The following is a 13,325-nucleotide window of genomic DNA, read 5'->3' as shown; positions in this document are numbered from 1 at the left end:
CCAAAGTCCGTGTGTGGAATGAGCGCGCATATAGAGGGGATGCGCGATAAACGCAAGCGCCGTGGGACCTGTGTACGGCGTGCGACGATCCGCGCGCTGCCGTCAGCGCTTTATCTTGCCGTTCGGCACCCGCACCCGCCGGAAGACCGCGACGATCTCCTCGCGGCTGCATTCGATGGCGCCGAGCCGCACCGCACGGTCACGCTCGAAGCCGGTTATGTCATAATGCGGCGCCGATGTCTTGGGCGGCCCCTGGTAGGATGAGCGCTTGACGCCAAGATGCGCGGCAAAGCGATGCAACTCGTCGGTGTCGTCGGCCAACAGATGGCACCAGCGATGGCCGGCCCAGTTCCAGATCGCTGCGTCGACATAGGCTGCCATAAAGCTTGCTGTCTGCCTTCCATCCGTCACGACAGTCGGCCACATGGCCCGGCTGATGTCAGTGACGATAGAATGGATTCGGATAGAAAATGAAGCCGCCATTGGCTGCAAGCTCGGCGACGATGTTGGTGACTGTATCCTGCATGCGACGGTGCAGATCGGCAACCGCATCGTCGATCGAGCCCGTATGCTCATGCAAGCCCAGTGCCTCCGGCACCCGGATGTGGGCGCAACGCGGCCCGGCCGGCTGCGGAACGAATCGGTTCATCGTGTCGCGCAGCCCGCCCCGACAATAGTCGTTGCGGATCCGCTTCAGATGTTCGGCGATCTCCTCCTGGCTAATGCGCGGATTGGCGCAGGCCCAGGGTCCGACGCGTTGCAGCCTCTGAACCCTATCGACGAGCGCGCGGACCTGCCTTTGCCGTTCGGCATCGCCAGTGTTTTCGCGCTGCCAGCGGCGCGCCCGCCGCAGAATCTCGGTGATGTCGGTGACATCAATGTCGGCTGAGATGCTTTTGCCGAGCTGGCGGCTGAGCTCGGTGACCAAAACCCTCTGACGCTGGGCATAGGAAGCGCCTTGGTCGAACGGCATGCCGGTGGCAGCTTCATCGCGGGCCAGCAGTGTCGAATAGACATGGTGAATGCGCTGCGGCAGCGTGTCGGTCGCCTGGCGTTCTATTTTGAGGTTTTTCTCGACATAGGCGCATTCCTTCGCCAGTGCCGCTTCGACGTTGCCGGTGAAGGCAAGCTTCCAGACGACGGGCGCGATCCAGACCTTGAAATTGGGATCCGTGGCCCGACCGCGCTTGAGGGCTTCCAGTCCCATCTCGACGGCACCCGGCAGCAAAGGCGCAACGACATTGGCATGCCAGCCGACGCCGCCTTCGGGATGCAGCAGCACGCCATGGCCTTTCAGGGCCCAGGCGATCGAGTGTTCCTTCGCTGCCCCGCTGTTGCCGGGTATCTGGGCGATCAGATTGTTGGCAAGCCAGAATTTCTGCATCAGCCGGCCAAGGCCGTTGACGACACCATTGGTCGCCCATGAGGCCGTGAGCGGGCTGACCTGCGACACGATTTCCTTGTCGATCATCCAGTCGGTGAAGAACTCGGGATGATTGGGCGTGATGAAGGTCGCCTTCCCTGCCCCGCAACTGGCCTTCAGCCGCTCAAGATCGGCGTCGGGAAAGTCGATATGGCGGACATTTGAGACGCCGCGCAGACCGGCCAGGCGATTGAACGGCAACAGATCCCGAAACCCGGGAATGCCGCGCAGCATGACGATCCGGTTGACGGATGTCATGGCCCTGATCAGTGCCGGGTTGGGCCGCGGCGCGACGAACGTATCGATCCTGCTCAAGCTGATCCCCCTCGCGCCTGGACGCTGGAAGAGGTTGAGAGACGATTGCGGCACGTTCAAGTCGTTCGTTACGACCACGCCGTGCCGTGGCAAATCAGCTGCCTAAACAGGCATTATTTGGCGGGACAAGGTTTCGTCTGGTCGAACAGCGACAGGTTGACCAGCTTGCCGGTCATCGAGAAGTCGCCATAGTCCATGACGAGATCGCGGGTGATGCCGTTCTCATGCAGCTTGAAGCTGATACGGTATTCCGGAACCTCTTCGCCGGTCTTGTTGGTGTCGTCGAAATAGGCGATGTCGACCGGCCAGTATTTGTCGGTGGCGAGCTTTGCCAGTGCCGAAGCTTCCGGGTCGGCCTTGTCGGCATCGGTTTTCTTGCCGACAACGACGGTGGTGGTCATCACCTTGTTGGCGTCTTCGGAACCGTCGAACAGGTTGGTTTCGTAAAAATTCTCGCCCTTTTCGGCCTTGCCGATCAGTTCGACCAGATGCTGGGTCGGGAATTGGGTTGTCGCGAGCTCGACGCTGTTCTTTTCAGGCTTGTCGATGTCGACCTTGAGGCCCTTGGTCTCTTTCGTGGCGATGCCCTTGACCTCCTTGTCGAGATTCTGGTCGACGAAGGACTTTGTCACGAACGAAAAGGTCTTGCCCTCGGCATCCTCGAAAGTGGTCGTCTGCTGGTCGGTCAACCTGGTGTTGTCGGCGGTGACGATCTGGGTGACGAATCGGAATTTCACCGTATAGCCTTCACAGGCCGAGCCATTGAACTCATAGACCATGCGGCCGGATATGCCCGTGATGCCGGACTGATCGGAAGCCTTTTTCAGGGTAAGATCGTAGACGGCGCGGTGGGCTTGCAGTGCCGGCGCTGCGAAGACAGGGCCTATCGAGAATATCCCCGACAACAGGACGGCATGGAATGCGAGGCGCGTTGCGCGCATGAGGTACTCCGATCGTCGCGACTGATGGCAGGCCGCAGGGAAAGATGGTCCAGCTTAAAAAAAGTCGTGGCGGAAGCGAGGCAAAAATAGCAATTTCGGCCCGGCCGGCGCGGCGTCACCAAGCAATAGGGAAATACCATGAGTGAAACAATCGAAAAGCGGCTAAGCGATCTGGGCGTGACGCTTCCCGTCGCCGCCGCGCCCGCCGCCAACTACGTGCCCTATTGCAGGACCGGCAATTTGCTGTTCACTGCCGGGCAATTGCCGCTCAAGGACGGCAAGCTGCAGGCGAGCGGGCTGCTCGGCCGCGACGTCGACACGGCAGGCGGCAAGGACGCGGCAAAATACTGCGCGATCAACATCCTGGCGCAGGCCAAGGCAGCACTCGGCGACCTCGAGAAGATCAGCCGTCTGGTGAAGATCACCGTTTTCGTCGCCTCGTCACCCGAGTTCGTCGAGCAGCATCTGGTTGCCAACGGCGCCTCCGATTTCCTGGTCGCCGCCCTTGGCGAGCGCGGCAAGCATGCACGCTCCGCCGTCGGCACGGCCTGCCTGCCGCTTAATGCCGCAGTGGAAATCGAAGCCATCTTCGAAGTCGCATGAGCCAGGGTACAGATATGACCGACCTATCCTGGCTGACCGCCCGGCCCGTTGCCCACCGCGGCTTCCACGACATGAACAAGACGCGCTGGGAAAACACGCTGTCGGCCTTTGCCGCAGCCGCCGAACGCGGCTACGCCATCGAATGCGACGTGCACCTGTCGTCCGACCGCGTTCCCGTCATCATCCATGACGGCGATCTCAAGCGCCTGACCGGCCAGGATGGTTTCGTCTGGCAGCGTACCGCAGCTGAACTCGCGGCGCTCAGGGTCGGTGGCACGGCGGACCATGTGCCGACGCTGCAGGAAGCGCTCGACCTGGTCGATGGCCGCGTGCCACTGGTCGTCGAGCTGAAAGGCACGCCCGGCTATGACGAAGGCCTGGTGGCAAGCGTCGGCAAGATGCTCAAGCGCTACAAGGGCAAGGCGGCGATCATGTCGTTCGACCATTGGCTGGTCCGCGATTTTCCAAAGGACGCGCCGGGTATCCCAGGGGGTCTCACCGCCTACGGCAAGGACGTCGGGTTGATCGAGGCGCATTTCGCCATGCTGGCGCATGAGATCGCCTTCACCTCCTACGCCGCCGGCGACCTGCCAAACCCATTTGTCAGCTTCGTGCGTGAAAGGCTGAAAATGCCTGTTATCACCTGGACGGTGCATGACCAGCCGGCGGTCGACCTGACCTTCAGATATGCCGATCAGATGACGTTCGAAGGGTTCGAACCCGATCTGGTCAAAGTCGCCTGAGTGTCTGAAACGTGACTTGCACCAGGCCGGACGGAGCTTAAATAAGCCTCATGGATCAGGGCGACGAGGGTGACGGACAAACGGCCAATGCGGACTATTCGATCCGCGTCGCCGCCGGCATCGGCGCCTTCACCTGTGATGAATGGAATGGCTTTGCGGGAACTGCGCGCGGCGATTTAGAAACCAGCTACAATCCTTTGGTTTCATTCGCTTTCCTGAGCGCCCTTGAGGATTCCGGATGCGCCGTGCGCCGCACTGGTTGGCAGGGCCACCATCTCAGGCTGGAGGATGGGCGGGGCAGATTGCTGGGCGCGGTGCCCTGTTATCTCAAATCGCACAGCCAGGGCGAATATGTGTTCGACCATGGCTGGTCGGATGCGTTCGAACGCGCCGGTGGCCGCTACTATCCCAAACTGCAAAGTGCCGTGCCGTTCTCCCCGGTCACCGGCCCTCGCCTGCTGGTCACCAGGGGCGAGGACAGTGCCAAGGTGAAGGCCGGTCTCGCGGCGGGCCTGAAGGCGGTGACCCAAAAGCTCGGTGTCTCTTCCGCACATGTCACTTTCGCGCAAGAGAGCGATGTGGAGGTGCTGGAAGCAGCCGGTTTCCTGCACCGCACCGACCAGCAATTCCATTTCTTCAACGAAGGCTTTTCAACCTATGACGACTTCCTCGCCACCCTTGCCTCGCGCAAGCGAAAGGCGATGAAAAAGGAAAGGCGCGAAGCGCTTGCCCCAGGCATCTCAATCGACCGGCTGACCGGCAAGGACCTCACGGAGAAAGCCTGGGACGATTTCTTCGCCTTCTACATGGACACCGGCAGTCGCAAATGGGGCCGGCCCTATCTCAATCGTCAATTCTTCTCGATGATCGGCGAGCGCATGGCCGACGACATCCTCCTGGTGATGGCTAGGCGCAACGGGCGCTATATCGCCGGCGCGATCAATTTCATCGGTTCGGATGCACTTTATGGCCGCAACTGGGGCTGCATCGAGGACCATCCCTTCCTGCATTTCGAGGTCTGCTATCACCAGGCGATCGACTTCGCCATCGAGCGCAAGCTCAAGGTGGTCGAGGCGGGAGCGCAGGGCGAGCACAAGCTGGCGCGCGGCTACCGGCCGGTGACCATGCATTCCGCGCACTACATTGCGCACCCAGGCCTGCGCAACGCCGTCGCCGACTATCTTCGGCGCGAACGGCAGGAGGTGGAGCGGATGAGCGAATATCTGGAAGAGCATACCCCGTTCCGCAAGGATCTCGAGGAGTAGCCCCGGTTGGCCGGCTGGGGGGGCGACGATTATCTTGCCGAATTTCGACGCCTTCGCTACACGAAGGCACAATCCGGAGCGTTCGCCATGACCGAGGCCGCCTACGATACCGACAACATTTTCGCCAAGATCCTGCGCGGCGAAATTCCCTCGCACCGTGTCTACGAGGATGACGCGGTCATCGCCTTCATGGATGTGATGCCGCAGGGGCCCGGCCATACGCTGGTGGTGCCGAAAGCGCCGTCGCGCAACCTTCTCGATGCCGATCCGTCAATTTTCGGCCATCTCTTGAGCGCCGTTCAGAAAGTGGCGCTGGCGGTGAAAAAGGCCTTCGGCGCCGATGGCGTCACCGTCATGCAGTTCAATGAGCCGGCCTCGGGGCAGACCGTCTATCATCTGCATGTGCATGTCATTCCGCGCTTCGACGGCATCCCGCTGAAGCCGCACACGGGCGAGATGGAGAAGCCGGAGATTCTGGTCGGGAACGCCGAAAAGATACGGACTGCACTCAAAAATTGAGAGCGGGAGGTCCGCCAATGATGTGGTGGACCTGGTCGAGAATATCGGACTAACAAGCGCCGTTCAGTCCAGAAGCCGATTCTAATGCCCGGCCGTGCCCAGTGCCGACTCAACCGTTTGCAACTCTAATCGTCTGATTAGGAAATATCGAACCATCTCACGGTAAAATGCTAACGCGTGGCGAGCTGTGGGGCTTCAAACCATGGAACATTCGGTTGCGGCATCGGCCCCACTGGCGGGGGCAATTGTCGAGCGTGCTTTTCTTGGCATCTTGGCGGATGCCTTTTGGCGACACCGGCTGCTGCACGCTATGGCTGCCGCTGCGCTGCTTCTGGCAAGCGCAGTCGGGTGGCACACTGGAAACATGCCGGATTTCGGCGTTCTGGAGGAATACGCTGAGTATCTTTTCATCGCCTTCTGGATTTGCGGCTCAGCCTTTGCACTTGGGACGCTTCTCCATCTTGCGCTGGTCCAGCGGGATACCGAACCGCTGCACACCTTCCTCAAGTCACTGGGTAGATTCTTTGGCGACGCCGAACGCATTGCCAACAGCCTGAATGGCCTGGGTGCGGGTCTTGCCTTCATATCCGCGATCGGTGTGTTGAAGGGAGCCATTGCAATCCTCTCTCCGTTTGCATGGGACAAGGCATTGGCTCAGGCCGACCGCATCCTGCATTTCGGTCGAGCCCCGCACGAATGGTTGTGGTTTATCGTCCAGTCGCCGCTTGCATTGAAGATCATCAACATCGCTTACAATTTCTGGTTCGTCGTGCTCATTACCGCGGTTTTCACCGTGTGCATCGCACGCAAGGATACGAAGCTGCGTCACCAGTTCCTGATGAGCTTCATGACGGTGTGGACGCTGGGTGGCTTCTTCCTCGCGATGGGCCTGTCGTCGGCTGGCCCTTGCTTTTACGAGCGATTGGGGTTCGGCAACGACTTTCACGCCCTCATGCAAGCACTCGCCACCGCCGATCGCATCTATCCAATCTGGGCGCTCAACACGCAGGATATGCTGTGGGGTGGCTACACCGGCGCAACTACCGGCAGCGTCGGTATATCCGCCTTCCCATCCCTGCACGTTGCGATGGCGATGCTGTTCGCTCTCTATGCAACGCGGCGGTCTCGGCTGGCCGGTGTTGTGATGTGGTTATTCGCGGGCGTCATTATGGTCGGATCCGTCGTGCTTGGCTGGCACTATGCCGTGGATGGCTATGCGGGCGCATCCCTGATGGTCGCGATCTGGAAGGCGTGCGGATATTTGCTGACCCGTTTCGAGTCGGACAGCGCGGCCGCTGAGAGCTCCACCATGCAATCGCCGGCCCTTTGCGGGATGTAAATTCGCCGATCTGGACGAACTCGCCTGCGGCGGCATGCCGGTCAAAACGCCTCAAGGGCGGCGCTGGATGGGTTGGACAATTTCCGAAACGCTGTTGGATACGATCCTTGCCGAAGCTGCTCTGCGAGCGTGTCCGCGCATTGCCCAGGGCTCAGGAGCGACGTGTCGACTTCCAGATCGTACACGCCGGGCCGGTGCACCTCTTCCTGCCACAGGCGCGCCACCGGGCCGCAATCCCATCCCGGGTCGATAGCGCGGCGGCATGGCCTGCTCGCAAACGTCGACACCGAGATTGATCCAGACGCTATCGAAGCACTCCTGAACAGCCTTGGCGATGCTTGTTTTCCGATCGCGGCGCACCGTTCAGGATGATGATCTGGCCGATTATGCCTACCCTCGCTCCAATAAAAAAGCCCCGTCTCCGGGGCTTTCTTGACTTTCGTAAGCTCAGTTCTTTCGGGGCAGTTGTGGCACCAGGCTGCGCTTGCCGCCGTCCTTGCCCTTGGCTTCGGGCTTCTGCGCCACCAGCTTCTTGGCCGCCGGCTTTTTCACCACGGCCTTTCTGGACTTCGGCGTTTCTTCCGGCTCTTCCTTCTTCGGCTTCACCGGCGCCTCGTCGGCCAGCGATTCGAGCTTCAGGCCGGTCTCGCCGGTTTCCTTCTTCTCGACGGTGACGCGCACCGTGCCGCCCTTCTTGAGCTTGCCGAACAGCACCTCGTCGGCCAATGGCTTCTTGATGTGCTCCTGGATCACACGACCGAGCGGCCGCGCGCCCATGCGCTCATCATAGCCCTTGTCGGCGAGCCAGGCGATCGCGTCCGCCGACAGGTCGAAGGTGACGCCACGCTCGGAAAGCTGGGCCTCGAGCTGCATGACGAACTTCTGCACCACCTGATGGATGACCGGCACCGGCAGCGAGCCGAACGGGATGATCGCATCGAGACGGTTGCGGAACTCCGGCGTGAACAGCCGGTTGATCGCCTCGACATCGTCGCCTTCGCGCTTGGTCGAGCCGAAGCCGATCGCCGCACGCTGCGCATCCGACGCGCCCGCATTGGTGGTCATGATCAGGATCACATTGCGGAAGTCGATCTGCTTGCCGTTGTGGTCGGTCAGCTTGCCATGGTCCATAACCTGCAACAGGATGTTGAACAGGTCCGGATGCGCCTTCTCGACCTCGTCCAGCAACAGCACGCAATGCGGATGCTGGTCGACGCCGTCCGTCAGAAGACCGCCCTGGTCGAAGCCGACATAGCCGGGAGGAGCACCGATCAGCCGCGACACGGTGTGGCGCTCCATATATTCCGACATGTCGAAGCGGATCAGCTCCACGCCGAGCGACGCGGCCAACTGCTTGGCCACTTCGGTCTTGCCGACGCCGGTCGGGCCGGAGAACAGGTAGGAGCCGATCGGCTTCTCCGGTTCGCGCAGGCCGGCACGCGCCAGCTTGATCGCCGAGGTCAGTGCGGTGATCGCAGTGTCCTGGCCATAGACGACTCGCTTCAGCTCGATATCGAGGCCCTGCAGCACCTTCTCGTCGTCGGCCGAAACCGTCTTCGGCGGGATGCGGGCCATGGTGGCGATCGTCGCCTCGATCTCCTTGATGCCGATAGTCTTCTTGCGCTTGGCTTCCGGCACCAGCATCTGCGAGGCGCCGGTCTCGTCGATCACGTCGATCGCCTTGTCCGGCAGCTTGCGGTCGTTGATGTAGCGTGCCGACAGTTCCACCGAGGCCTTGATCGCCTCGTTGGTGAACTTCACCTTGTGGAACTCCTCATAATAGGGCTTGAGGCCCTTCATGATCTCGATCGCGTCCTCGATGGTCGGCTCGTTGACGTCGATCTTCTGGAAGCGCCGCACCAAGGCACGGTCCTTCTCGAAGAACTGGCGGAATTCCTTGTAGGTGGTCGAGCCGATGCAGCGGATCGCACCCGACGACAGCGCCGGCTTCAACAGGTTGGACGCATCCATGGCGCCGCCTGAAGTCGCCCCTGCCCCGATCACCGTGTGAATCTCGTCGATGAACAGCACGGCGCCAGGATAATCCTCGAGCTCCTTGACGACCTGCTTCAGCCGTTCCTCGAAATCACCGCGATAGCGCGTGCCGGCGAGCAGCGTGCCCATGTCGAGCGCGAAGATGGTGGCATTGTGCAGCACTTCGGGAACGTCGCCCTCGACGATGCGCTTGGCCAGGCCCTCGGCGATCGCCGTCTTGCCGACGCCGGGGTCACCGACGTAGAGCGGGTTGTTCTTGGAGCGGCGGCACAGCACCTGGATGGTGCGGTTGATCTCGGACTCGCGGCCGATCAGCGGGTCGATCTTGCCGGCCTTGGCCTTGTTGTTGAGATTGACGCAATAGGCCGTCAGCGCGTCCTGCTGCTGCTTCTTCTTGCCGCCTTCCTCTTGCGGCTCGGCGCCGTTCTGGCCGCCCTGCTCGTCATCGGCGCCGCGCGGCGAGCGTGTCTCCGACGCGCCCGGACGCTTGGCAATGCCGTGCGAGATGTAGTTGACCGCATCGTAGCGGGTCATCTGCTGTTCCTGCAGGAAATAGGCGGCATGGCTCTCGCGCTCGGCGAAGATAGCGACGAGCACGTTGGCGCCCGACACTTCCTCGCGGCCAGAAGACTGCACATGGATCACCGCGCGCTGGATGACGCGCTGGAAACCGGCCGTCGGCTTGGAGTCCTCGTCGTAGCCGGTGACGAGGTTGTCCAGCTCGGTGTCGATATAGGTGAGAACCGTATGCTTGAGCTCATCGAGATCGACATTGCAGGCGCGCATGACGGCGGCCGCCTCGGTGTCGTCGATGAGCGCGAGCAGCAGATGTTCTAGGGTTGCATATTCATGGTGCCGCTCATTGGCGAGCGTCAGCGCCTGGTGAAGCGCCTTTTCCAGGCCTTGGGAGAAAGCCGGCATGTTACCTCACTTCTTCTCCATCACGCATTGCAGCGGATGCTGATTCTGTCGGGCGAAATCCATGACCTGGGACACTTTGGTCTCGGCCACCTCGAATGTATAGACCCCGCACTCGCCCACTCCATGATTGTGAACATGAAGCATGATGCGTGTGGCGGCTTCGCGATCCTTCTGGAAAAAACGCTCCAGCACGTGAACCACGAACTCCATCGGAGTGTAGTCGTCGTTGAGGATGAGGACCCGATAAAGGCTGGGCTTCTTGGTCTTGGTTTTGGTGCGCGTGATGACGGCCGTCCCACGGCCGGCCCCATTGCCGTTACCGTCGCCGTCTTGCATTCGCACCACGCGTCTCGTGGCAGTCAAACCGATCGTCACGTATTCCTGCCTCTTTCGATTCCCCATGCGAGTTCGACATGTAGGTGTTCGATGTACGATTTTAAGCCCTTCTGGTTAGCTGACAATATGGCTAGGTCACCAAACTTGGACGATTTTCGCAATCGTGAAGGGGCGCGAGGCTCTGGAACGGAAATTGACACGAAAAAGCCCGGCCACGTTTCCACGGCCGGGCTTTTTCTCGGGTCAAAAGGCTGAATCTGGGTCACGTCAGGCGAAATCAGTTCGCCCGGCCGAAATTACTTCGCCTTGGCAACGATCGATTCGAATGGCTTGTAGGCTTCCTTGGCGAGTTCGGCATAGAGATCGCCAATCTTGGTGGCCTCGGCGACGAAAGCCTCATAGGACTGCTTGGCATAGTCCGACTGGATCTCGATGGCCTTTTCCAGCGACTTGGCTGAAAACAGCTTCTCCACAGTGGCGCTGCCGGTTTCAAAACTCTTCTTGGTGTATTCACCAGCCTCGGTGGCAATCGCCTGTGCGCCCTTGGAGAGCGACGCGAAGCTCTTCAATCCGGTGTCGGCGAACTCTTTGCCGTATTTGCTGAAGTCCTCATAGGTCTGGGTCATTTCACGATTCCCTTGACGGTTGAGGCGTCCTTCTTCGGGGCGCCCTTGTGCAATGCAAGATAATATATTGTGCGCCGCACAAAAGTCAAGATTTCGCGGGCTTGCGGACCCGCCTGCGCAGCCAATGGCTAAAAATCGAATAAAGAGAGCTTCAAGCACGAAGAAAATGGTGAACGCGGCGGTTACCATAAACGGATTGGTAACGCTGCGCCGGTAGCTTGGCCGGAAGCGAGGCAGGACCCTTTGCCGCCTCCAACGCAACGAAGAAATCCAAGGGAAGTACCAGTGCGTAAGGCGTTGTTGGGCATCGTTTCCAAATCCACCTCCCCTCTCAAAACGATGATGATCATCGCCTTGGCGATGACATTCGTTTTTGGAGACGTTGCCTCGTCGCTGGCGGCCAAGCAGGCGGCCATCGTCGTGGATGCCAAGACTGGCAAGGTGCTTTACTCCGCAGATGCCAACGGCAGGCGCTATCCAGCTTCGCTGACCAAGATGATGACGCTGTACCTGACCTTCGAAGCGATGGCGAAGGGCAAGATCAGCAGGAATACGCCAGTGGTGTTTTCCGCCAAGGCCTCCGCCGAGGCGCCGACGAAACTTGGCGTGAAGCCGGGCGGTTCGGTCACGGTCGAGACCGCGATCCTGTCGATCGTCACCAAGTCGGCGAATGACTCGGCCACCGCGCTCGGCGAAATGCTCGGCGGCAATGAAACCACTTTTGCCCGCATGATGACCGCCAAGGCGCGTGCGCTGGGCATGAACGGCACCGTGTTCCGCAACGCCAATGGCCTGCCAGACCCTGGCCAGTTCACCACCGCGCGCGATATGGCGACGCTCGGCATCGCGCTGCGCGAACATTTTCCGCAATATTACGGCTATTTCTCGCAGCGCTCCTTCCTCTACGGGCGTCAGCGCATCAACGGTCACAATCGCCTGCTCGGACGCATCAAGGGTGTCGACGGCATCAAGACGGGCTACACCCGCGCCTCCGGCTTCAACCTCGTCTCGTCGGTTTCCGACGGCAATCGCCGCATCGTCGGCGTGGTCATGGGCGGCAGTTCCGGCCGCAGCCGCGACAATCAGATGGCCAGCTTGATCAACACCTATCTGCCGAGGGCATCGACTCGCGGCGGTGGCGATCTGGTGGCCAAGGCCGGCGGCAACAACCCGGTCACCGCCCTCGCCCAGGTTCTCCTGCCCAAGCATGACGCTCCGACGCCCGATGACAAGCCTGTTGTGGCGCAGGACGACGCCACCGTCGCCGAGGACGCCACGGTCGCGGAAGACGATACCCCGCAGGCCGAAGAAGCAGCCCCCGTCGTCAAGACCAGAAAGGTCAAGACCGTCATCGTTTCAGCCCCCCAGGTCGCGACGGCCCAGGTCGTCGCTGCCTATGCCGAGCCAACACCAGCGGCCGTCGATCCGGTCAACACGGCGTCGGTGCCGTCGGGCTGGGCCATTCAGGTCGCCTCGTCGCCAAAGCAGTCCGAGGCACAGGCCTTCCTCGACAAGACCACCAAGCAGGCGCCCAAGGTGCTGGCCGACGCCTCCGGCTTCACCGTCGCCTTCGACAAGGACGGCGTCACCTACTATCGCGCCCGCTTCGGCGGCTTCGGTTCGAAGACCGCCGCCTGGAAGGCCTGCACCGCTTTGAAGAAGAAGAACATCGAGTGCTACGCCGTCCAGCAGTAGGACGGCGTGGAAATCATCTCCCGGAAAAATTCTGCGTCGAAGGAGACTAGTTGTGATTGGAGAGCAAGACGTCCTTGGCTTCGTTAATCCGCGCCGCCAGGAAAGACGTGCCGCCGACATCGGGGTGCAGGCGCTGCATCAGGCGGCGGTGCGCCTTGCGGACATCCGCCGCGGCGGCCCCCGCTTCAAGACCAAGGACCTTGTAGGCCTCCTCCTTAGTCATGGCGCCCGGACCTGGCGCAACACCCAGCCCTTCGCCACCGTTCGTCTCAGTGTTTTTGCGCCAGACGGGAAATCTGCCGTCAAGATACGTCTCTAGCAACTGCCGGCTCTCCGGATCACCGGAGAGTTCGCGGTAGAGGTGCTGCAATTCCACCAGCCCCATCGCGCCAAGCATCTTGCCTTCGTGGCGGCCAGCCAGGACCAGTCCTTCGAGGCCGCCGGTATCGTGATCGAGCTCCATTTCCAATGCCGCTGTGCGCACCGTCGAGCGTTTGCCCGGTGCAAGCCCCGCCGGCTGGCGTTTCATTCGCATGGAACCATACCAGGCAATTGCCGCGGTGAGGATCATGCCGCCGACGCCTTCACGGCCGACCACCAGCAC

At 61.0% G+C, this 13,325-nt stretch carries 13 protein-coding genes and 1 pseudogene; 6 read left to right on the top strand and 8 right to left on the bottom strand.

Annotated elements, in window-relative coordinates:
* Positions 1 to 102: 102 nt before the first annotated feature.
* The 3 genes from EN949_RS25420 to EN949_RS25410 form a co-directional block, all read right to left on the bottom strand.
* On the bottom strand, positions 103 to 381 hold the full coding sequence (locus tag EN949_RS25420; RefSeq protein ID WP_013531766.1) for a DUF4031 domain-containing protein: 279 nt from the start codon (positions 379 to 381) through the stop codon (positions 103 to 105).
* A gap of 58 nt (positions 382 to 439) precedes the next feature.
* The gene (locus EN949_RS25415; RefSeq protein WP_063167964.1) at positions 440 to 1,738 is read right to left on the bottom strand and encodes a hypothetical protein; all 1,299 of its coding nucleotides are present in this window, start codon (positions 1,736 to 1,738) and stop codon (positions 440 to 442) included.
* 113 nt (positions 1,739 to 1,851) lie between these two features.
* Complete coding sequence (locus EN949_RS25410) at positions 1,852 to 2,679, bottom strand: cell envelope integrity EipB family protein (protein ID WP_013531768.1); 828 nt, start codon at positions 2,677 to 2,679, stop codon at positions 1,852 to 1,854.
* Between the two features lie 138 nt (positions 2,680 to 2,817).
* Between EN949_RS25410 and EN949_RS25405 the strand changes: the two genes are divergently transcribed.
* The 5 genes from EN949_RS25405 (at position 2,818) to EN949_RS25385 (ending at position 7,148) form a co-directional block, all read left to right on the top strand.
* Complete coding sequence (locus tag EN949_RS25405) at positions 2,818 to 3,282, top strand: RidA family protein (RefSeq protein ID WP_024503354.1); 465 nt, start codon at positions 2,818 to 2,820, stop codon at positions 3,280 to 3,282.
* Between the two features lie 14 nt (positions 3,283 to 3,296).
* Positions 3,297 to 4,025: a glycerophosphodiester phosphodiesterase gene (locus EN949_RS25400; protein WP_024503355.1), complete on the top strand. Its 729-nt coding sequence runs from the start codon at positions 3,297 to 3,299 to the stop codon at positions 4,023 to 4,025.
* Positions 4,026 to 4,075: 50 nt separating this feature from the next.
* Entirely contained in the window at positions 4,076 to 5,290 is a 1,215-nt protein-coding gene (locus EN949_RS25395) for a GNAT family N-acetyltransferase (RefSeq protein WP_013531771.1), read from the top strand.
* Positions 5,291 to 5,377: 87 nt separating this feature from the next.
* Positions 5,378 to 5,809 carry an HIT family protein gene (locus tag EN949_RS25390; RefSeq protein ID WP_013531772.1) on the top strand — a complete coding sequence of 144 codons (432 nt, stop codon included), beginning with the start codon at positions 5,378 to 5,380 and terminating at the stop codon, positions 5,807 to 5,809.
* Between the two features lie 202 nt (positions 5,810 to 6,011).
* Positions 6,012 to 7,148, top strand: coding sequence for a phosphatase PAP2 family protein (locus tag EN949_RS25385; protein ID WP_164754876.1), 1,137 nt, complete (start codon positions 6,012 to 6,014; stop codon positions 7,146 to 7,148).
* Between the two features lie 41 nt (positions 7,149 to 7,189).
* Here the strand turns inward: EN949_RS25385 and EN949_RS25380 are convergent.
* The 4 genes and pseudogenes from EN949_RS25380 to EN949_RS25365 form a co-directional block, all read right to left on the bottom strand.
* Positions 7,190 to 7,536: pseudogene (locus tag EN949_RS25380) on the bottom strand (hypothetical protein).
* A 59-nt stretch (positions 7,537 to 7,595) separates the two neighbouring features.
* Positions 7,596 to 10,064 carry an ATP-dependent Clp protease ATP-binding subunit ClpA gene (gene clpA / locus EN949_RS25375; protein WP_013531774.1) on the bottom strand — a complete coding sequence of 823 codons (2,469 nt, stop codon included), beginning with the start codon at positions 10,062 to 10,064 and terminating at the stop codon, positions 7,596 to 7,598.
* A gap of 6 nt (positions 10,065 to 10,070) precedes the next feature.
* Positions 10,071 to 10,400: an ATP-dependent Clp protease adapter ClpS gene (clpS, locus tag EN949_RS25370; RefSeq protein WP_023812950.1), complete on the bottom strand. Its 330-nt coding sequence runs from the start codon at positions 10,398 to 10,400 to the stop codon at positions 10,071 to 10,073.
* Positions 10,401 to 10,696: 296 nt separating this feature from the next.
* Complete coding sequence (locus tag EN949_RS25365) at positions 10,697 to 11,026, bottom strand: phasin family protein (RefSeq protein ID WP_013531776.1); 330 nt, start codon at positions 11,024 to 11,026, stop codon at positions 10,697 to 10,699.
* Between the two features lie 285 nt (positions 11,027 to 11,311).
* Here EN949_RS25365 and EN949_RS25360 point away from each other — a divergent pair, with 285 nt between their 5' ends.
* Complete coding sequence (locus EN949_RS25360) at positions 11,312 to 12,721, top strand: D-alanyl-D-alanine carboxypeptidase (protein ID WP_013531777.1); 1,410 nt, start codon at positions 11,312 to 11,314, stop codon at positions 12,719 to 12,721.
* A gap of 46 nt (positions 12,722 to 12,767) precedes the next feature.
* Here EN949_RS25360 and EN949_RS25355 read toward each other — a convergent pair.
* Positions 12,768 to 13,325: DnaJ domain-containing protein (locus EN949_RS25355; protein ID WP_127371810.1), on the bottom strand; the 558-nt coding region annotated here is incomplete at its 5' end.

Origin of the sequence: Mesorhizobium sp. M7A.F.Ca.US.007.01.2.1, from assembly GCF_003998165.1 — a bacterium.
Classification (GTDB): Bacteria; Pseudomonadota; Alphaproteobacteria; order Rhizobiales; family Rhizobiaceae; genus Mesorhizobium; species Mesorhizobium ciceri.
This window is presented reverse-complemented; position numbering and strand designations above follow the sequence as displayed.

What these genes read in the sequence shown, in the direction of transcription:
- EN949_RS25420 (WP_013531766.1), bottom strand. Translation starts at nt 381, where the DNA reads ATGGCAGCCTATGTCGACGCAGCGATCTGGAACTGGGCCGGCCATCGC.
- EN949_RS25410 (WP_013531768.1), bottom strand. Translation starts at nt 2,679, where the DNA reads ATGCGCGCAACGCGCCTCGCATTCCATGCCGTCCTGTTGTCGGGGATA.
- EN949_RS25405 (WP_024503354.1), top strand. Translation starts at nt 2,818, where the DNA reads ATGAGTGAAACAATCGAAAAGCGGCTAAGCGATCTGGGCGTGACGCTT.
- EN949_RS25400 (WP_024503355.1), top strand. Translation starts at nt 3,297, where the DNA reads ATGACCGACCTATCCTGGCTGACCGCCCGGCCCGTTGCCCACCGCGGC.
- EN949_RS25395 (WP_013531771.1), top strand. Translation starts at nt 4,076, where the DNA reads ATGGATCAGGGCGACGAGGGTGACGGACAAACGGCCAATGCGGACTAT.
- EN949_RS25390 (WP_013531772.1), top strand. Translation starts at nt 5,378, where the DNA reads ATGACCGAGGCCGCCTACGATACCGACAACATTTTCGCCAAGATCCTG.
- EN949_RS25385 (WP_164754876.1), top strand. Translation starts at nt 6,012, where the DNA reads ATGGAACATTCGGTTGCGGCATCGGCCCCACTGGCGGGGGCAATTGTC.
- clpA (WP_013531774.1), bottom strand. Translation starts at nt 10,064, where the DNA reads ATGCCGGCTTTCTCCCAAGGCCTGGAAAAGGCGCTTCACCAGGCGCTG.
- clpS (WP_023812950.1), bottom strand. Translation starts at nt 10,400, where the DNA reads ATGCAAGACGGCGACGGTAACGGCAATGGGGCCGGCCGTGGGACGGCC.
- EN949_RS25365 (WP_013531776.1), bottom strand. Translation starts at nt 11,026, where the DNA reads ATGACCCAGACCTATGAGGACTTCAGCAAATACGGCAAAGAGTTCGCC.